Origin of the sequence: Candidatus Hecatella orcuttiae (assembly GCF_002009985.1) — an archaeon.
GTDB lineage: Archaea > Thermoproteota > Bathyarchaeia > Hecatellales > Hecatellaceae > Hecatella > Hecatella orcuttiae.
Genome location: NZ_MTLX02000005.1, coordinates 136,585 through 154,465, shown reverse-complemented (window position 1 = coordinate 154,465; position 17,881 = coordinate 136,585). Strand labels below are relative to the sequence as shown.

General features: G+C 51.1%; 21 protein-coding genes. 15 read left to right on the top strand and 6 right to left on the bottom strand.

From position 1 onward, the window contains the following. Positions 1 to 61: 61 nt before the first annotated feature. Positions 62 to 943 carry a cation diffusion facilitator family transporter gene (locus BWM17_RS03630; RefSeq protein WP_309492563.1) on the bottom strand — a complete coding sequence of 294 codons (882 nt, stop codon included), beginning with the start codon at positions 941 to 943 and terminating at the stop codon, positions 62 to 64. A 166-nt stretch (positions 944 to 1,109) separates the two neighbouring features. Here BWM17_RS03630 and BWM17_RS03625 point away from each other — a divergent pair, with 166 nt between their 5' ends. Genes BWM17_RS03625 through BWM17_RS03615 form a run of 3 tightly spaced genes read left to right on the top strand, consistent with a single transcriptional unit; the run spans position 1,110 to position 4,072 of the window. Beyond that, positions 1,110 to 2,321: an ATP-grasp domain-containing protein gene (locus BWM17_RS03625; protein WP_309492562.1), complete on the top strand. Its 1,212-nt coding sequence runs from the start codon at positions 1,110 to 1,112 to the stop codon at positions 2,319 to 2,321. Further along, a complete protein-coding gene (locus tag BWM17_RS03620) occupies positions 2,318 to 3,400 on the top strand; it encodes a hydantoinase/oxoprolinase family protein (protein ID WP_309492561.1) in 1,083 nt (360 codons plus the stop codon). Before BWM17_RS03625 ends, BWM17_RS03620 begins: the two co-directional genes overlap by 4 nt. Next, positions 3,401 to 4,072 (top strand): hypothetical protein, encoded by a 672-nt coding sequence (locus BWM17_RS03615; RefSeq protein WP_309492560.1) that lies wholly within the window; start codon positions 3,401 to 3,403, stop codon positions 4,070 to 4,072. 25 nt (positions 4,073 to 4,097) lie between these two features. Here BWM17_RS03615 and BWM17_RS03610 read toward each other — a convergent pair whose 3' ends face one another. Beyond that, on the bottom strand, positions 4,098 to 4,805 hold the full coding sequence (locus BWM17_RS03610) for a (5-formylfuran-3-yl)methyl phosphate synthase (RefSeq protein WP_309492559.1): 708 nt from the start codon (positions 4,803 to 4,805) through the stop codon (positions 4,098 to 4,100). 100 nt (positions 4,806 to 4,905) lie between these two features. Here BWM17_RS03610 and BWM17_RS03605 point away from each other — a divergent pair, with 100 nt between their 5' ends. Next, positions 4,906 to 6,147, top strand: a complete 1,242-nt coding sequence (locus tag BWM17_RS03605; protein ID WP_309492558.1) for an NAD(P)/FAD-dependent oxidoreductase — start codon at positions 4,906 to 4,908, stop codon at positions 6,145 to 6,147. Positions 6,148 to 6,349: 202 nt separating this feature from the next. Next, positions 6,350 to 6,682: a hypothetical protein gene (locus BWM17_RS03600; RefSeq protein WP_309492557.1), complete on the top strand. Its 333-nt coding sequence runs from the start codon at positions 6,350 to 6,352 to the stop codon at positions 6,680 to 6,682. A 254-nt stretch (positions 6,683 to 6,936) separates the two neighbouring features. On the opposite strand, the gene BWM17_RS03595 is transcribed toward BWM17_RS03600, so the two are convergent. The 4 genes from BWM17_RS03595 to BWM17_RS03580 all read right to left on the bottom strand — a co-directional run bounded on the left by BWM17_RS03595 (position 6,937) and on the right by BWM17_RS03580 (position 11,160). Further along, positions 6,937 to 7,281 carry an ATP synthase subunit C gene (locus BWM17_RS03595; protein ID WP_309492556.1) on the bottom strand — a complete coding sequence of 115 codons (345 nt, stop codon included), beginning with the start codon at positions 7,279 to 7,281 and terminating at the stop codon, positions 6,937 to 6,939. A 78-nt stretch (positions 7,282 to 7,359) separates the two neighbouring features. Continuing rightward, entirely contained in the window at positions 7,360 to 8,439 is a 1,080-nt protein-coding gene (locus BWM17_RS03590; RefSeq protein WP_309492555.1) for a V-type ATPase subunit, read from the bottom strand. Then, positions 8,436 to 8,735, bottom strand: coding sequence for a hypothetical protein (locus BWM17_RS03585; protein WP_309492554.1), 300 nt, complete (start codon positions 8,733 to 8,735; stop codon positions 8,436 to 8,438). The genes BWM17_RS03590 and BWM17_RS03585 overlap by 4 nt, the downstream gene beginning before the upstream one ends. Then, the gene (locus tag BWM17_RS03580) at positions 8,692 to 11,160 is read right to left on the bottom strand and encodes a V-type ATPase 116kDa subunit family protein (protein WP_309492553.1); all 2,469 of its coding nucleotides are present in this window, start codon (positions 11,158 to 11,160) and stop codon (positions 8,692 to 8,694) included. The genes BWM17_RS03585 and BWM17_RS03580 overlap by 44 nt, the downstream gene beginning before the upstream one ends. Positions 11,161 to 11,425: 265 nt before the next feature. Here BWM17_RS03580 and BWM17_RS03575 point away from each other — a divergent pair, with 265 nt between their 5' ends. The 10 genes from BWM17_RS03575 to hxlB all read left to right on the top strand — a co-directional run bounded on the left by BWM17_RS03575 (position 11,426) and on the right by hxlB (position 17,845). Further along, a complete protein-coding gene (locus BWM17_RS03575) occupies positions 11,426 to 11,716 on the top strand; it encodes a hypothetical protein (protein WP_309492552.1) in 291 nt (96 codons plus the stop codon). 151 nt (positions 11,717 to 11,867) lie between these two features. Further along, a complete protein-coding gene (locus BWM17_RS03570) occupies positions 11,868 to 12,389 on the top strand; it encodes a hypothetical protein (RefSeq protein WP_309492551.1) in 522 nt (173 codons plus the stop codon). Then, on the top strand, positions 12,386 to 12,688 hold the full coding sequence (locus BWM17_RS03565) for a KEOPS complex subunit Pcc1 (RefSeq protein ID WP_309492550.1): 303 nt from the start codon (positions 12,386 to 12,388) through the stop codon (positions 12,686 to 12,688). Before BWM17_RS03570 ends, BWM17_RS03565 begins: the two co-directional genes overlap by 4 nt. Before the next feature lie 67 nt (positions 12,689 to 12,755). Continuing rightward, positions 12,756 to 13,121, top strand: a complete 366-nt coding sequence (locus BWM17_RS03560) for a prefoldin subunit beta (protein ID WP_309492549.1) — start codon at positions 12,756 to 12,758, stop codon at positions 13,119 to 13,121. A gap of 60 nt (positions 13,122 to 13,181) precedes the next feature. Next, positions 13,182 to 14,198 (top strand): DHH family phosphoesterase, encoded by a 1,017-nt coding sequence (locus BWM17_RS03555; RefSeq protein ID WP_309492547.1) that lies wholly within the window; start codon positions 13,182 to 13,184, stop codon positions 14,196 to 14,198. Positions 14,199 to 14,255: 57 nt separating this feature from the next. Next, entirely contained in the window at positions 14,256 to 15,095 is an 840-nt protein-coding gene (locus BWM17_RS03550; protein ID WP_309492546.1) for an energy-coupling factor ABC transporter ATP-binding protein, read from the top strand. After that, complete coding sequence (locus BWM17_RS03545; RefSeq protein ID WP_309492545.1) at positions 15,092 to 15,919, top strand: energy-coupling factor ABC transporter ATP-binding protein; 828 nt, start codon at positions 15,092 to 15,094, stop codon at positions 15,917 to 15,919. The genes BWM17_RS03550 and BWM17_RS03545 overlap by 4 nt, the downstream gene beginning before the upstream one ends. Next, positions 15,919 to 16,683, top strand: coding sequence for an energy-coupling factor transporter transmembrane component T (locus BWM17_RS03540; RefSeq protein ID WP_309493717.1), 765 nt, complete (start codon positions 15,919 to 15,921; stop codon positions 16,681 to 16,683). Before BWM17_RS03545 ends, BWM17_RS03540 begins: the two co-directional genes overlap by 1 nt. A gap of 86 nt (positions 16,684 to 16,769) precedes the next feature. Then, the gene (locus tag BWM17_RS03535) at positions 16,770 to 17,192 is read left to right on the top strand and encodes a universal stress protein (RefSeq protein ID WP_309492544.1); all 423 of its coding nucleotides are present in this window, start codon (positions 16,770 to 16,772) and stop codon (positions 17,190 to 17,192) included. A gap of 53 nt (positions 17,193 to 17,245) precedes the next feature. Further along, on the top strand, positions 17,246 to 17,845 hold the full coding sequence (gene hxlB, locus BWM17_RS03530; RefSeq protein WP_309492543.1) for a 6-phospho-3-hexuloisomerase: 600 nt from the start codon (positions 17,246 to 17,248) through the stop codon (positions 17,843 to 17,845). The last annotated feature ends 36 nt before the right edge of the window (positions 17,846 to 17,881 follow it).

Below are 17,881 nucleotides of genomic sequence, written 5' to 3'. Positions count from 1 at the left end.
GCAACCATATCTAAGCCTTTCCACCTGAAGGCTGAATGCCGGCGGTTTTGTACATTCGTGCTTAGGACTGTCCATCCTCCTCATAGGGTTTGGGTTGAATTATCAGCTTTAGAAGGTTTGGAATATAGCTTCTGACCGAATCCTCGATTTTGGCGTTGATGTCCTCAAGCTCTTGGACGGTTGTTTTCCCGTCAACTTTTATCACCACATCACCCATGATGAAGGGACCTGCGCTTCTCAGCCGGATGTCCTCAGCTTTCTTAACGCCTTCCACGCTTTCCACCAGTCTCCTAGCCGTTTCCAAGGTGTCGACGCTGCACGCACATGCATCCAGCAGAATGAGAGAGGATTCTTTTATCGTAATATAAGCGACGGCAAAAATGAAACCGCCGATGACAAGGCCGGCGACGGCGTCTATCCGGAAAAAACCCAGGTAGGAGAGACTGATGCCTAGGAAAGCTGAGAACGAGGCTGCGGAGCTCTTCAAGGTGTTGAAGGCGTCGAAGCTCAGAGATTTAGAGTTAATCCTCTTCGCTGTCTTCCTCTTGTTGAGGCCGAGCAAAAGGAAAACCGTTGAGGCTCCCAACGCCGTGGCCATGGCAGGGAAATGAGCAGTCAGAGGCTCAGGAGCCCTCAGCTCTAGAAAGGACCTATAGACGATAAGCACACCTACAGCAACCATTATCAGGGCGGATAGCACGGCGGAAAACGTCTCAACCTTATGGTAGCCGAAATGAAATCTCCCTCCGGGTGGGCGTCGGGAGGTTCTGAGCCCGAAAAAGGTGATGGCGGAAACAAGCGCATCGGTGAAGGTGTGGGCGCTGTCCGCTGTTAAAGCAATGCTGCCCGACTGGATCCCGAAAATCAGTTCCACCGTTCCGATAACGGCGAATATGCCGACGGACGTTTTCGCAACTCTTTCGCCTTTTTCGAAGTCAAGCAACATTGCTCATCTAAATAAAGTCTATACTGTTTCATATGACTTTTACCCTAGAAATTCCCAGTGTAAGAAAGACTCTCAGGAGGCGGGTTAAAAAATAAAAGGTTAAACTCCAAGATTTCCTAAACATTCCAGAGGCCGCAAACGTCAACTTGGGGCATCATAAGCCGTGAAGGTTTTTGTGTTCGAATACGCAGCCGGGGGAGGGTTTGCCGGGGAAGTCATACCATCGGAGATTCTCTGCGACGGCTATGGAATGTTCAAAGCTTTCATATCCGACCTCAAAAGTTTAGGCTGCCAAGTAGCCGTTACCCTAGACCGGAGGCTGAAAACCGCCCGTTCCCTCCTCCGCGTCGACGAAGCGGTTTTCATCCAGTCGCCCCAAGAGTTAAACTTTGCCGTCCGAAAGCTTTCAGCTGCCGCTGACGCCGCCTTGGTCATAGCTCCTGAAACTCGAAACGCCTTAGGTGAAGCTGTGGAAACGATGGAGGAAGGGGGCTGCCAGTCCCTCAACTGCCCTTCGGGAACGGTTAAAAAATTTCAGAGGAAGTCGGCCGTATACGAGGTTTTGAGAAAAGCGGGAGTGAAAGTTCCCAAAACCGTGAAGGCGAAGGTTCAAGACGGCTGCAAAGGCTTAGAGAAAGCAGTGGAGGCTGTGGGTTTCCCAGCCGTAGTCAAACCTGACCAAGAAGCAGGGTGCACCGGACTCAGCCTAATTCACCGGAAGGAAGACGTGGCTTCAGCCTTGGAGAAAACGGTAAAGGAGGCCCATGCCTCTCTGCTCCTAGTTCAGGAATACCTCAAGGGCGCCTCAGCCAGCGTTAGTCTCCTCTGTAGCGGAAAGGACCTGAAACCCCTCAGCCTCAACAAGCAGTGGATAACCTTGGGAAGACCATCTTCAGCTTCCCACTACCTAGGCGGCTTCACCCCTTACGCTCCACCCTTGAAAGAGGCTGCTTTAAAGGAGGCTGTGAAGGCTGCAAGGGCCCTAGCGCCTCTGCGGGGTTATGTGGGAGTTGACTTGGTCTTAACTCCCCACGGGCCGGTGGTGGTGGACATCAACCTTCGGCTGACTGCATCCTACCTAGGGGTGAGGAAAATCCTAGAGGAAAACCCAGCCGCCCTCCTTCTAGGCTCAGCCTTCCATGGAAGGCTTCCCGAGAAAATCTTCTCCAAGGGCAGCGCTGTCTACAAGAAGGTTCAACTGCCTCAAACTAGGGTCAGAGGAAGCGCGGAGTTTTTCCTCCCGCCCCGCTGGCAGCCGGAGGCCAGAGAGGGATACTTAGTCGCCCACGGCTCTACCTTTTCTGAGGCTTCTCAGAGGCTCCGCAGGGTTTTGGATAAGATTTTCAAGGCTGAGCATCCACCAATAGGATCATGATAAAAACCTTGGGGTTGGACGTAGGCGGAGCGAACGTTAAAGCAGCCTGCCTACAAAAAGTTGAGGGGGGAGAGAAAAAACTCCGGACAGATGTCCAGTATTTCCCCATTTGGAAGCAGGGCAAAGACCGTCTTCTCCCTCTTCTCAGGGGACTGGGAAGACGGATGGCAGGTTCCCCCTCGGGCAGCTGGGACGGCGTAGGCGTTACCATGACGGCGGAACTCTCCGATGTTTTTCAGACCAAGGGAGAAGGCGTAGCTTATATCATATCCTGCGTGGGGGAAGCCTTCGGCGATTCACCCTTAGGCATCGTGGACGTGGAAGGAAGCCTGATCTCCCCTGAGGAAGCCAAGCTCAGCCCCCTCCGGGTGGCTTCAGCCAACTGGGCTGCCACAGGATGGCTGGTCGCCCGCTACCTGAGCAACGGCCTCGTGGTAGACGTGGGCAGCACCACCACCAGCATCATCCCCGTTCTCGCAAGCAAGACTGCTGCGCGGGGTAAAACCGATTTGGAAAAGCTGGGCTGCGGGGAGTTGGTTTACACAGGTGCCCTCAGGACCAACGTCGCCGCGGTGGTCAAGTCTATTCCTCTGGGCGGTGGGAGAGTGAGGGTTTCCTCGGAGCTCTTCGCCACCACCGGCGACGTCCACCTAATCCTCGGCAACCTGAAAGAGGAGGAGTACACCGTGGAAACCAGCGATGGGAGAGGAGTCACCAAGTCTGAAGCCTCAGCCAGGCTGGCGAGGGTTGTCTGCGCAGATTTGAGCATGCTGGGGGAGACGGAGGTTGAGGAAATAGCCCAGTTTGTCGCAGGGGAACAGGTGAACCAGATAGCAGAGGCCTTGAACCAAGTTTTTGAAGCCGCAGCCCTCCCTGCTTTGGATAAGAACCGCATACCCGTGGTGACCGCAGGCCTAGGGGCTGAATTTTTAGCTCGGAAAGCGGCATTAAAGGCTGGTTTTCGCCAAGTTGTCAACCTTGACGAGCTTACAGGCCTTGCTATATCGAAGACAGCTCCCGCAGGGGCAGCGGCGTTGATGGCGGCGGAGCGTTACGGCGGAGGAGGAGGGGAAGTTTAGATGGTGGAAGCCGTGGTGAAGGTGGGAGGCAGCCTAACTGAGTATCCTCAGGCCTTGAAGAAGCTTTGCAAAACCCTCAGCCGGCTGTCCCATCGGCATCGACTGCTCATCGTCCCGGGGGGAGGCCCTCTAGCGGATGCTGTGAGGGCGCTGGACCGAAAATTCAGCCTTCCGCCTCAGACAGCCCACCGGATGGCTGTCTTGGCCATGGACCAGTTCGGCCTTCTCCTTCACAGCTTCATACCCGCCTCTCATACTGTGAGCAGATTGGAGGAGGTGGAAATCTTGCTTGGGAGATGCGGCCTTCCGATTTTTCTCCCCTCTCGGTTTACAGCGGCCTCTAGGCTTCTGAGGGCTTCTTGGGATGTAACCTCCGACTCCATCGCCGCCTTCCTAGCCCTCCGCCTAAAGGCGGATAAACTTCTCCTTCTCAAGGATGTGGACGGAATTTTCACCCAAGACCCGAAGAAAGGCGGCGGCAAGCTCATTCCTCAGCTCACCGTAGGCGAGCTTCAAGTCCGGCGGAGGTGGAGTTGCGTCGACGCTGAGCTTCCGAGGCTTTTGGCTGAAGGGAAGCTGACTTGCTTCGTGGTCAACGGTCGGAAGCCTGAGCGAATGCGGAGAATTTTGGAGGGCCGCTCGGTTCTCTGTTCGGAAATAGTACCGGATTAGAGTTTCCCTGAACGAGGGGTTTGCATCAGCGCTCTGGGAAACTTGTAGCTTCAAGCATCCGGCTCACTTTTTCTCTGTCCACCCTTCCGGCGGCTGAAAGAACGGACCTACGGACGCCGACGATGTCCACGCTTGTATCCCGGAGGGCTTCTAGGTTTTCGGCGGTTAGGCCCCCTGCTAAGGCAACCTTTAACCCGTAGGTGTGGGCTTCCTGGACGAAAAGTTTTAACTCTCCTAGGTGAACGTGATCGAAGAGGTTTTGGAGGTTTTTTCTTTTCACGTCGACCATCAGCCCGTCTACCTCCGCCTTGTAGGCGGCGAGGGGTAGCTTCCAAGGGCTCAAGCAGCCCCAAGTCTCGTAGTCAGCGTAGCCGGCTGCAATGGTTTGAACCTTGGGCTTCAAGCCTTCCAAGGCCTTTCTCACCCCTGTGAGAAGCTTGACGGCTTCCTCCACGGTTTTAACCCCGTAGAGGCCTGCCTTCACGTAATTGGCTCCGGAAGCCGCTGCGCCCAAGGCGGCGAGGGAGGCTGTTCCCGGCAGGTAGGGTAGGTCTCCTAGGGTTGCGCTTACCTCAACCTGGCTGAGGATCGACTTCCTAACTTGGCGGATTATCCAAGGAAAATTGGCTCCCAAGGCGCCCTCCTCAGGGTTTTTCACATCGACGATGTGGGCTCCACCCTTCGCAGCCTCCAAGGCTTCCGCCTTGTCAACAACGCTGACCAGAAGTTTCAAAACCGGAGACCCTCGCAGTCGGCTCTAGCTTCAGCCTTTAAAAATTATGTTTACCCATAAATAGTTTTGAGCCTTCGAAAAATAGCCGGAAGGAGCTGGGTTGACCTACGACGTTGTGGTAGTTGGCGCTGGTCCCACGGGCTCCACAGCCGCCTACACAGCGGCTAAAGCAGGCTTGAAAACCTTGCTGCTGGAGGAGCACTCCCAAATAGGGCGGCCGGCCCACTGCACAGGCAAGATTACAGCCAGAGCCTTTCAAGAGTTTAACCTCCCCCGGGACTGCGTGCTGAACACCGTGAGGGGCGCCTTCTTCTACTCTCCCAGCAACCTGCAGTTCTCCCTCTTCAAGGACAGGGGCGAATTTCACATCGTCGACAGGGAGAAACTGGACAGAAAACTCGCTGAGAGAGCCTTAGACGCAGGAGCAGAGCTATTGCTTGAGGCTAAAGCCTACGGTTTAGAAGGCTTAGGCAAACCGAACTGCCTTCTCAAGGTCAAGCATGACCACATCAGGTATGTTGAAGCTAGGGTAGTAGTCGACGCTGAGGGCTCCACGCCCCTCTTAGCGGAGAGGGTAGGTCTTCCCTGCCAGCTTCCCCGCCTGAAGGGAATCCAGTATGAGATGGAGGGAGTGGACTTCAACGAAGTAGATGCGGTGGAACTCTATTTTGGGAGGAGGATGTTTCCCGGCTTCTTCGGCTGGATAGTCCCTTTGGATACAGGGCGAGCCCGGGTAGGCCTCTGTGTGCGGGGAGACCTCTGGAAGACTCCTGCCCGAAGCTGCCTAGAAAAGGCGCTCCGAAGCCATCCGGTTCTTTCCAAGAAAACCCGGAGGGGGAAAGTGAAACACGTTCAAGGAGGAGAAATCCCCCTCCACGGCCCGGTTAAGGAGTGCTGCCGAGGCAACCTGATGCTGGCAGGGGGAGCCGCTGGCCATAACAAATCCACCTCAGGAGGGGGTATTTACTTTGGGTTAAAAGCTGGAAAGGCTGCGGGGGAAGCAGCAGCTCAAATCCTCGCTGGAGGGTTATCTTGGCTGCAGATGTCGAACCACTACGCGGTAGTCTGTGAAAAAGCCTTCGGAAGAGAGCTGAACTTTACATCCAAAATGCGCAGAATGCTGGATGAATTTTCAGACCAAGAATTGGACTGCATCTTCCGTTTCTTAGCCGAAGAGGAAAAGCTTCGGAGGGAAATTGAAAGATACGGGGACACAGACTACCAGTCTAGACTGTTTTTCCCTTTGATTCTAAAGTTGGGCAGTTCGACTTTAAAACGACCTTGGAGTTTTAGGTTTATCTCAAAAATCCTTCTGACAAGCTTCATGATTTTTCTTAGATAGAAAATATTCGCCAAGTTTCTAGTATTTTTGCCAGCCTACACCAGTTTCACCAAATTCCCCCAACTTTCTTGCGAAGTTTTCAGATTAAGTTTTTTTTAACAGCTGCCCCAGTAGGCTTTGTGAGTAAATGCAGCAAATTCAACGTTCGCCAAGGTAAAATTTATTAATTCATTTAATCCAACGTACTTCACAGTGAAGTAATTTGGCACGGAAAGAGGGGGAGAAATCAGACTTTCAGATAAGAGAAGAGATCATCCGCGGCGCACAACTATATAAAAGCCCCTTAAGCGGAATGGGCTTATCATGGGTGAAAGAAAGATACCCCAGATTTATTGAATACGCTTCAATCTCATCCGAGAGCATGTCGCTTTTAACAGAATATGAATCGGCTAAAAACCTTCCGAAACTGGAGAGATGGCGTCGTCTGCCGCTCATTAAGCCAAAACTTTTCCATGCCAAAAGAAAAGCTCAGGCCGAAATCATGAGGTTAAGGCAAAGATATAAACTAGCTAAAGCACTCCAATTAATCAGGTGAGATAGTTAAAGCAGAAAGACAAACACCAGCTGAATGGTGAAAATTGAATAAATTCTCTTTATCTGCAACTTCAGCTTCTTATGCTAAGCTGTTCAAGAACAAGTGTTGTCTCCGATAAAACATCTTCTGCAAACTATTTTTAAACATAAAAAAGCATCAACATTGTTCTTCGGCGCTCGTCTCTTTTTTAAGCTAGGGAACTAAAGATATCTAAGGGTTCTGCCTGTCTTCTTTCGACACTATGTTGGAATTTTTCAAGCTGCTGGAAGCATCAAAATGATGAATATGGCTACAATGAGAGCGTAAATGGCTATAGCTTCGATGAAGACTACGAAGATGAAGAACCTTCCGATGATCTCAGGCCTCTCTGCCCCTGCGGCTGCGATGGCGGATACTGCCATCGATAAGCCTAGGGCCGCTCCAAGGCCGGGAACGGCGATGGCTATGCCTGCGCCTATGGCCATCAGCCCTAAGTCGATGGTTTTCACAGCTTCAACCGCTTCGGGGGTCTCTTGCGCGGAGGCAAAAGCTACCAGCATGGCTGCCGCCATTGCTATCAGCAGAACGGTTACCGGCGCTGTTCTTAGGTGGAAACTCATCCGCTTCACCTGCCCTATGTGGGATGTTCAAGATTAATTCATTGAATTTAAAACTCTTTTGGTAGGAGAGGCTCCGAATCAAAGCGGATAGGGCGGCTGGTGGAGGACGAGATGAGGCTTAGTCTTCTCAGCGGGGAGCCCTTCCTGTTTGGCGATGAGGATGGCGATGAGGTCCTGAACCTCATAAAGCTTCAGATAAAGATAAGCCAAAACCTCTCCGAGGTGGAAAAAAGGTGAAATGAAAACCCGTTCACATTCACCGGCATGGAAACGTTTGAAGACTGTTTCAAAGATAGACAGGTCTCCTTTAACCTCGTAGGCGCTCAGGAGAGGTGAAAGCTGGTTTACGTAGTAGCCGGATGCGAAAACCTTTACAGCTTCCTTCTCTGTGGGGGCGGCTGAAGCCTTCTCCAACCCCTCCCGAGAGATCCTGTAATACGCGGAAATGAGGTTCCACCCGATTTCTTCAGGTTTGAAACCTAGTTTTTTCATCCTCAACACTGCCATGATGTTCGCAGCGTCCAAGACGAAGCCCATAAGCTTAAGGCTGAATCTATCCTTCCCTTTCACCTCGTTCAACTTCTTCCAAGCTTCCATCATCCCGTACCTTGTTACAGTGATCTCCACCTCCAGCCCCCGCCTTGAGACATCCTCAACCTCCTTGACCAGCCTCTCAACCTCCAAAGCCAAAGGCCTTTCCCAGATGAGGCTTAAAACCTGTTTAAGATTTTTCCCGTCGACCAAAGCTTTGCACTGCGCGGCCCCCAGCCTTCCATAGGGGTGAATGTAGCTGGAGGCTTCATCCCAAGGCAGCTCCAGAAAGATCGCCTTCAAAATGTCTGCGAGACATTTTAATTCCTGTATGCGGCTGAGCTGAGAAAAGAAGTCAGCAGCCTCCCGGGTTTTCAGGTGGGAGGCGATGAAGTCTATCTCCCTCCGATAGGCTTCCATGAGACTTTCTTCAGCTTTGCTCAGATTGAATTCTTCTAGAAGAAGGGAAGCTACTTGATGGCGGTAGGCTGTTCCCTCCAGCCTTCTCAGGACAGCTTGCACGTTTTCAGCACCCAAGAGGGCGTCGTAGTCGCCCTTCACCAGCAGAAAAGACTTCCTCGCCCTAATCCTAGGGCTTAAAGTTCCGTATAGGTAGACTGACTTCATTCTTTTCCAACCCTGGCAAATTTGACGATTTTATCCGTAAGCTTAACTATCACGAAAGTCCCCAAGGCGAAGCCTGCAAAAGTGGTGCCAACGGTGAAAACCAGCTTGTAAAACAGGGAAAACTCTAGAGCGGTGAAAATCCAAAGGCCGAGAAAGAGCCCGGCGAGGACGAAAGCAGGAGGGATGAGGCCGAAGAGTAAAACCCTCTTTATGGAGTAACCTCGGAGCTCAGCCGGCTTTAGGCTGAGAAACCTATGCCGGCGCTGTGAATCTTCTTTGGATGATGAATCCTTCAAAAGGCACTCCATCCCCCTTGTAGTATTTGCTGAACCATTCTACCCAGTGAAGCCTCAGGGTGTGGGCGAAGGTTATGATCCCCTCCAAGGCTATTATCATGAAGATTGTGACCATGATGAACACAGGCCAGAACATCGCCCCAGAGCCTATGAGGGCGATTTCGCTGAACACCGCGTGGGCGATGCCTAAGGCTAGAATTCGGCCGTAGGAAAAGGTGTTAGAAATGGACTCGATGGCTTTGCTCACCATTTCGGAGAAGGCGTCCATGGCGCTTTCCGAGAACCTGTGAAGAACGAACATTCCTATGAAAGGCACGACGAAGAAGGGAACAATATTCTGAAGATCAAGCAGAATGTTTTCAATCCTCTGGCCGAAGAACAACACCGACAGCATCAGGTAGCTGAGGCTGAGGTAGAACCAAAGCCATGAAACTGGAGCGAGACTCTTTCTAAACTCCCTCCGGGAAAGCTTGTTGATGATGTCGAGGATTATTCCAAAGGATATGTGAATCATGCCCACCACTAAGGCTACCTTCAGCAGCATGACAGGCCCTCCTTTGTGGGGGTCGATGGGGCTGAACCAAGGGCCTTCCTTCAACCCGGTGAGCATGGTATACCACTCATATTCATGGCCGGCGGTGGTGGGACCGAAGAACTCGCCGTAGAGGAAGCCGAAAAAGGTGGCTGTGATCCCGCAGCTGATTATGAGGAATCTCCCCTGATAGATGGGGTCCCATAGGTCCCCTGAAAGCTTGAACCTGTCGAACACCTTTTTTATGAGAAGACCTCCGACGATGAGAATTAGCCCCTGCCCCATGTCCCCGAACATCAAGCCGAAGATGATGGGGAAAGAGAACAGCGTGATAATCGTGGGATCGATTTCATGATAGTTAGGAAGGCCGAAGGCTGCCACAAGCTTCTCATAGCAAGCGGCTATCCGGGGGTTTTTCATGAAGGTGGGAGGTTTGTCTCCCAGCTCCTCTCCAGTTACGTTGACCACGGCTTCAGGGCAGCTTCTTCTGATGGCTTCTAAGGCTTTTTCCCTGTCCACGTTTTTAACCCAAACCTCGAACACAGCGGTTTTCCCTGTTCTCCTGAAATTCTGCTTAAGCTCCTCGATTCTCAGCTCAATGTCCACAATCTCCCTGTAGGCATGAATGACTGAGGCTCCTTTAGCCACCTCTTCCAGCCGCTCTAACAACCTAGCCGGCTCCTGCGAAAGCCTATCAATTCGATGTTCGAGGTGACGGATCTCCAAGGCTTTCTCCAAGATTCCTAGATGCTTCATGGATGTACTTTCAAGCAGTTCCCTAGCCTTCTCTAGCAGGCCCTCCACCTCAGCGGATTCAGCTTCCTTAACATGGTCTATCAGGTTTTTCACAGTTTGAAGAGAAAGAAACTTTTCAGCGTTCTCTAAAACCTCGTAGCTCTTCAGAACTTCGTAGGAGATTTTCGACACCTTCTGCATGGTATCCTCAATGCCGAGGGAACCTAGGTGCATGTCTTTGAGAACATCAAGAACCTCCACTGTCTCCCTGAGAACCCGCGTGAAAGCCTCTCCCGTCAACGCCAATGCTTCGGGGTTTAAAGCCTCAAGCTCTTCTACCAGCTTTTTAAGTTGACTTACTTCAGCTTGAACCTCCCTAAATTTTTCAACTGCTTCGATTTTCTTTTCAACAGCTTCCTTAGTCCCTTGGAGGATCTCTTCGATTCTATCCATCTCTCCCTTGGCTGCGGGAAGGCTTTCTTCAACCCGCCTGTGGAGTTCAAGAGCTTTCCGGAGCTCTTCTCTAAGCTTTTTAAGTTCAGCTTCATCGTTGGGAAGTTTTTCATGAGGTGCGCTCAGCTTTGCCGCCATCTCTAACAGGGCTAAGGCTTTTTGAGCCTCCAACAGCCGCTCATGCAGGCGTCTTATCTTGTCCCGGTCAGCCAGACTCTCCTTTTTCAATGCTTGGAGATGGTGGACGCTAACACCGAATTCTTCCAGCTGTTTTTTAACGGCCTCCAGCTCCTCGTAGAACTGGGTTAGATCCTTTTCTAGGGAAGCTTTCTCCTCCGTCACTTCTTTCATAAGGTTGTCGATTTTAGCCCATTCCAGCTCGAGACAGGCTATTTCGCCTTCTATCTTCTTTAAAACCTCGTCTACGTCCTTTCCGACTGGGAGAGGCTTGGGGTAAGGTGCGCTGGTAAGCTTTTTCATGGTGTTATGTATACGGTTTGAAAGCTGCAGCAGAAGGTCTTCCCTAGAAGTATGCCTGAATTCTTCAGTTAACTCCTCGTATTTTCTCTTTTTAGTTTGGGTGATGTTGATGAAATGGGCGATGCCGAGTCTTCCTACATCTCGAATTATGAAATCGGTTTTATCCGCTGGTGCTACTACCTCGATCCTCGCCATCCGCATAGTGCGCAGCAACGCCAATCCCAAAGTAAGCTTTTACGTTTAGGCTGATTCTTCCAAAGTCTTTATAAGTTTTCCGTAGCTCTGCAAAATCCTCGATCATTAAAAGTCTTTAAAAGTCTGACATTCCCAGCTACTATTTCATCCGTTTAAAAACTTCCTTTCAAACCAAGAGGCGTCCTCAACCGGGAAAGACCAAAATGTTAAAATATCAAGATTTCCAACTATTTTTCAGCAGATCTCTGAAGGCTTCGATTGTTCTTTCCGAGTTTTCAGTTGGAGGTTTTTAGGTTTGAATGAAGCTAAAAAATGCTCCCCCACCTGCGATCTGTTCAAATGCGGCCAAAAAGCGATCCAGTACAGGTCTGGCAACGTCTACTGCAGATTTGCAGACGACCTCTGTGAAGGAGCCAGCTGCAAATACGCCCTCTGTGTTAGAAACAAACTTCTGTCCAACGGGTTCTGCGGATTAACTTTTAAAAGGACCACTTCTCGCTTTGAAACTCAGCCTGAAGAAGTTGTGCAAGGGATCAAGGTGAGGGGAAAGCTCCAGCAAAGACTTCGAGAAAAAGAACTGTTTTGACTGGGGCTTCCCAAAAGTTTTCGGCGTTGACATTCAGTGACTGAACATGGATACCTTCACATATGTAAGGGGTTCATCTTATCATCTGCTGATCACCAGCTCAAGAGAACCCACCAGATCCATGAGAACTCTGATGAGGGACCTTCACACAGTGTCCCCTCGCTCATATAGAGTGAACAGGGGTAAGATGAGTCTTTCAGGATTGGCGGAAACAGCTGAGGAGATGGGTGTGAAGTACGTAATGATCCTAGGCAGATGGGCGGGAGGCCCTGGGAGAATAGATTTCTACAAAACCGAAGGGGGGACGCTGACTCAGATTCCACCGGTCCTCTACATTAAAGGAGTACGGCTGCAAAGAGAATTCGACATAACGTGGAGAAAGTCTAGAAAGAGAATCAGTAGATTGGGAGTTTTCAAGGCTTCCACCCCAGAAGGGCAGAAACTTGCACACGTGTTAAGTAAAATCTTCGGAGCGGTCCCCCTCTCTCCTGGAGAAGGATTAAAAAATAACTGGGCTTACATGAAGCTGTTGGAGGAGAAAACTTTCCTACGCGGGATTACTTTTTACTCATCCATCAACGGATTCAAGGAGATCGGCCCCTTTATATCCCTGCGCGGGATCGAATGGGGCGATACTGTTAACAATTTTGAAAATGGGAGAGAAGATGCTTGAGTAAAGCCGGGGTTCTCATAACTGTCAGTCTTCCCAGCGAAAGAAAAGCTAGGGTGATCTATGAGGCGTTGAAGCCTGAAACAGGGACAACCCCAAGCGCTAGGTCTAGGGTGAAGGTTAAAGTTAGGGGGAAGCTCCTTGTGATGGATTTTCATGCCTCCGGGATAACCTCTCTCAGAGCTGCTGTGAACTCTTTTTGCCGGTGGTTCTCGCAGCTGAACAGCATCATCGCCGTCTTGGATGAGGTTTCCACTCCAAGACGTTTAAGGGAGAACAGTTTAACAGAAGCCGGCTGCTAAATGTTATTAAAGAGTAAATCTTATTTAACTGTCATAGAGTGTTGGATGAAGGGATAAGTGGTAGTTGATGGGAGAAGAAACTTCCGAGCTTCCCGCAAACCTCCAAGAACAACTGGCAAGGCTGCAGCAGCTTCAGCAGACTTTGCAGGTTATCGTCGCCCAAAAACAGCAGGTGGAGATGGAGCTCACCGACACCAATCGAGCTTTGGAAGAGCTGCAGTCCATGTCTGACGATGCCTCCGTTTACAAGTCCATAGGCTCCATCCTTGTCAAAAAAGACAAGTCGTCGATCACGAAAGACCTCACGGAGAAAAAGGAGCTTCTCAATGTCCGGGCTAACGTCCTCGGTAAACAGGAAGAAAAAACCCGGGAGAAACTAAGAGAAGTCCAACAGCAGCTTCAAACAAGGCTGAAAACAGCTCCACCCAGTTGACTCAAGGAAACTACAAGCCTGCTACGTTGTAGAACAAGCTTTAGCCTCAGGGTAGGGTAGATGTTTTCCTTCTTAGCTAAGCAAAAGGTATTGCGGCTTAAGGTTTTAAAGATCTTTTTAAGAAGAAAATTTTTTCAAAGAGCTCTCATCTTATGCCACCATAACGCTGACCCTGATGCCTTGTTTGCTTCCTTCGTTTTTTCAAAGCTTTTAAGGAGGCTTAGGCCGGGACTTCGCGCTGATATTTTCGCTGTCCAAGGCCCCAGCGACATGTCCAAGCTTTTGATGAAACATGTGCCAGTTAAGTTAGTTGATTTTCCCAAGTTGAAGGAAGCGGATCTTCTAGTTCTCGTGGATACGAGCACCATGGGGCAGTTGGATGAATGGGGAGCGAAGGTGGAGCGCAGCGGAAAACCCCTAATTTTGGTGGATCACCACACCGTTCATCCCAACACAAGGAAGCTGGCTTCTCTCATGCTGGTCGACGGAAAAGCCAAATCCGCATGCGAAATAGTCTACAGACTCTGCCGCCAAGCTGGCCTCCGTCTTTCCAAGAAGGAGGCCTTGGGGCTCTTCTTCGGAATAGCCTATGAAACAAAGGCTTTCCGCTATGCTACAGCCCAGACTTTCCGAATTTTGGCGGAGCTGGTGGGTAAGGGTATTCATGTCGAAAAAGCTCTCGCAGCCATGTATAAACCCATGTCCCGGTCGGAGAGAATTGCAAGGTTAAAGGCGGCGGAGCGGCTTCAAATTCACAAATTGAACGAATGGTTGCTGGCGGTTTCCAATGTGAACTCTCATCAGGCTTCAGCAGCCCGAGGGCTTCTCACGTTAGGATGCCATGTGGCGGTGGTTGGGGGAGAGAAAAAGGGCCAAGTTAGAGTTAGCCTCAGGTCAACTCCCGACTTCTACGAGGAAACCGGCATACACTTGGGGAGGGATGTGGCGATGATGGTGGGGGAGGTTTTCTCAGGGACGGGGGGAGGACACCCCACGTCGGCCGGTGTCAACTGCCAAGGAGACCTAAACCAGATTCTCTTTGAGGCGGTTAAACTCATCAAAGCCCAGGTTGGTTAACATTTTATGGTAGCTACGTTTTAATGGATCACTGGAGACCTAGGTTCGGCTGCAGTCATGATAGAAATCGAAGAGCTGGTCTACACCTATCCTGAAGCTGGGAAGCCGGCGCTTAAAGATGTGAATCTGCAAATTCGGAAAGGGGAATTCGTCGTCTTAGCCGGGCCTTCAGGCTGCGGGAAGACGACTTTATGCCGATGTCTCAACGGGCTTATACCTCACTTTTACGGAGGAGACCTCAGCGGAAAAATTCAGGTGGCACAGCTGGACGTTCTCAGCCACCCCACCCGGGAGCTGGCGCAGCATGTGGGTTTAGTTTTTCAGAATCCCGAAAACCAGCTTTTCTCCCTTACGGTGGAGAGGGATGTAGCCTTCGGGCTGGAAAATTTAGGTCTTCCTCCCGCCGAAATTCGTCGGAGGATTGACTGGGCCTTGGAGGCTGTGGGCATTGGGAAGTTGAAAGATTCAGCTCCCCATGAGCTTTCAGGGGGGGAACAGCAGAAGGCAGCTATAGCCTGCGTTTTGGCGATGAGGCCCTCTGTGATGGTGTTCGACGAGCCTACTTCCTTCCTCGACCCTGCTTCAGCTAAGAGCATCATGGAAACCGTCGCCAAGCTCAACCGAGAATTAGGCATCACTGTTCTGATGGTGGAACACCGCCTAGAAATGGCCCTTAAACACGCCAGCCGGATGGTGGTTATGGAGAAGGGCGGCATCTTAGCGGACGGAGACCCTCGAGAAATTCTAAGCGGAGCGGCTGAAAAGCTGAGGGGAATAGGAATTCCAAAGGTTGCCGAGCTTCATAGGCTGCTGGCTGAAAAAAACCTCATCCCTCCGCCTGTTTCCCTCTCTCCTGAGGAGTTTTCAGCCAAGCTCATGGAGGCGTTGAACCGGTGATTCGGCTGGAGAAAGTTTCTTTCTCCTATCTGCCGGGCGTGGAAGTGCTCAAGGATGTCACCCTTGAAGTCAGGGAGGGGGATTTCCTAGCTGTCATGGGGGAGAACGGCGCTGGGAAAACAACCTTGATAAAACATTTCAACGGCCTCTTAAAGCCGACCCAAGGAAGGGTTTTGGTCGACGACGTGGATACAGGAAGCGCGACGGTGGCGGAACTTTCAAGAAAAGTAGGCCTTGTCTTCCAAAACCCAGATCACCAGCTTTTCAGCGAAACCGTGGAGGATGAAATAGCCTTCGCCTTGAAAAACTTCGGCTTCAACCGGGCGGAAATTGAGGAGAGAACCGACCAAGTGCTGAGGCTTCTCAGCTTGGAAGAGTACAGGCAGGCTTCCCCTCTCACTCTCAGCGGCGGGGAAAAGAAAAGAGTCGCCCTAGCCAGCGTCCTCGCTTGGGATCCGAAGTATTTGATCATAGACGAACCTACCATCGGCCAAGATTACGAGCAGAAATCAAACCTCAGAAAGTTTTTGTCAGAAATAAGCCGAGAGGGCAGAACTGTGGTGGTCGTCACCCACGATGTGGAATTTGTGGCCGAATGCAGCTGCAAAATTCTACTAATGGCAGCAGGCAGGGTTATCGCCTCAGGCCCGGTGGAAGAGGTTCTGACCGACAGGGAGCTGATTAAGAAAGGCGCACTGACCCTCCCCCAACTGGTCGAGGTCTTCGACCCTCTCTCGCGCTTGGGTTTCCCCAAGGCTGTTTTCGGGGTGGAGGAAGCAAGCGAATTGCTGATGGAAAACCTCCGGAGGCTTAAGCGAGGTTGATGATACATTATAAAAGCTTTAAGTTCAAAAAAGGCTTCACCCTCCTCCACAGGTTAGACCCTAGGGTGAAATTCTTCCTCGCCTGCGTGAACGTGGTCGGAGCGTTGGTTTTAGGTAAGACTCTTCCCCTGCTGGTGATTTTGGCTTCCATGCTGCCTCTAACCGTCGTGGGTAGGATAACTAAGGAATGGCTAACCGTCTTGAAAGGAGCCTCCGTCTTCGCCGCCGTCATTTTTGCTTTAAACTTTTTCTTTTCCGTCGTCGGCGTAACAGGCAGGCCTTTGGATTTCTCCATAGCCATGGCTTTGAGGTTCTTAATTCTGATTTCCTCCTTCTCCATCTTCTTCCTCACCACAGCTCCGGATGATTTCAGCCTAGCTGTCCAGAAAGCCCGCATCCCTTTTGACGTGAGTTTCGCCTTGACCATGGCCATGAGGTTTGTTCCCGTCTTGGCCGCTGAAGCTAGGTCCATAGCCGACGCGCAGCGTTCCAGAGGCCTTGAGCTAGAAGGCCGTAACCTTCTTCGAAGAGCGAAAAACTATTTGCCCATCCTAATTCCTTTGGTTGCCAATTCTCTGAGAAGAAGCATGGAACTGGCTGAAGCCATGGAGTCTAGAGGCTACGGGGTGAAAAAACAGAGGACAAGCCTGTATAGCTTAAAATTCAGGAGAACCGACCTAGCGGCCTTAGGACTCGCGGTTTTAGCCCTATTTTTCATCGTTTTTACGCGGATTTATGTAAAGATCCCTACAATCGTCGGCTGAGCCGGCGGGTTCTGAACCTCCTTTTTTAGAAGACATAGAAACTAATTTAAACTCAAAACCCGACCACTAAAAGGAGGCTGTAAGCCATGTACAGGAGCATCCTCATCCCAACCGACGGCTCTCAAGGTTCCTTTAAGGCTGCGGAGCACGGCATAAACCTAGCCAGAATCTTCGGCTCCAAGCTCATCATACTCCACGTGGTGGACAGCCACGCGCTTGCCGGCTTTAAGCCTGAGGATAGGGAAAAAGCCTTAGAGCACCTGAAAGCCTTAGGCTCCGAAGCCGTTAAAAAGATCGTTGAAAAGGCTCAAACCGAGGACGTGGAGGTGGAGGAATTTATCCGCGAAGGAGTGCCCACTGAGACCATACTGGACTTGGCGGACGAGGCGAAAGTCGACCTTATCGTGATGGGAACCCGAGGCCTCACCGGGATCAAAAGAATCCTCTTAGGTAGCACGGTTGAAAGGGTGATAAGGTGGGCTTCGTGCCCTGTGCTGGTAGTTCGGTGACTCATAAGCTTAATCTCCCCAAAGGCTACAGTCTTCCTTGAAGATGATGCGGGTTGGAGGAACTTAAAACCGTAATAGATGAGATCCTCCGGTCTATTTCGCTGACTGTAAGCAAACTGGATCTAGAGGAAGTCAACAAACTTATCGACCTTCTCATCGAAGCTAAAAGAAGCGATAAAAAGATCATGGTCATAGGGGCTGGGCGAAGCGGCTTGGTGGGGAGAGCCTTCGCCATGAGACTTATGCACCTGAATTTCAACGTTCACGTCGTCGGCGAAACCATAACCCCTGCAGTTGAGAGAGACGACATCCTCCTCGCCATATCAGGTTCAGGGACAACGACGGTGATAGTTACAGCGGCCAGAATAGCCAAGAAGGTGGGAGCCAAGATAGTGGCCATCACCTCGCACCGCAACTCCCCGCTAGGGAAGCAAGCGGATCATACCGTGATCGTTCGGGGAAGAACGAAACTGGCGAAGGACCGCGACTACTTTTCAAGACAGATCTTGGGAGTTCATGAGCCCTTAGCCCCCTTGGGCACGGTTTTCGAAGTAGCCTCCACCGTGTTCTTAGACAGCCTTGTGACGGTGTTGATGCGCAGACTGGGTAAGACTGAGAAAGACCTAAGGGCAAGGCATGCCACTATCGAGTGAAAGCAAGCTTAAACGGGGTTTCCGGAAAGCGAACAA

Bases quoted from the DNA above. Each gene is read 5' to 3' on its own strand.
- BWM17_RS03620 (WP_309492561.1), top strand. From the start codon at position 2,318: ATGATAAAAACCTTGGGGTTGGACGTAGGCGGAGCGAACGTTAAAGCA.
- BWM17_RS03615 (WP_309492560.1), top strand. From the start codon at position 3,401: ATGGTGGAAGCCGTGGTGAAGGTGGGAGGCAGCCTAACTGAGTATCCT.
- BWM17_RS03540 (WP_309493717.1), top strand. From the start codon at position 15,919: ATGATACATTATAAAAGCTTTAAGTTCAAAAAAGGCTTCACCCTCCTC.
- BWM17_RS03550 (WP_309492546.1), top strand. From the start codon at position 14,256: ATGATAGAAATCGAAGAGCTGGTCTACACCTATCCTGAAGCTGGGAAG.
- BWM17_RS03595 (WP_309492556.1), bottom strand. From the start codon at position 7,281: ATGAGTTTCCACCTAAGAACAGCGCCGGTAACCGTTCTGCTGATAGCA.
- BWM17_RS03555 (WP_309492547.1), top strand. From the start codon at position 13,182: ATGTTTTCCTTCTTAGCTAAGCAAAAGGTATTGCGGCTTAAGGTTTTA.
- BWM17_RS03535 (WP_309492544.1), top strand. From the start codon at position 16,770: ATGTACAGGAGCATCCTCATCCCAACCGACGGCTCTCAAGGTTCCTTT.
- BWM17_RS03560 (WP_309492549.1), top strand. From the start codon at position 12,756: ATGGGAGAAGAAACTTCCGAGCTTCCCGCAAACCTCCAAGAACAACTG.
- BWM17_RS03590 (WP_309492555.1), bottom strand. From the start codon at position 8,439: ATGAAGTCAGTCTACCTATACGGAACTTTAAGCCCTAGGATTAGGGCG.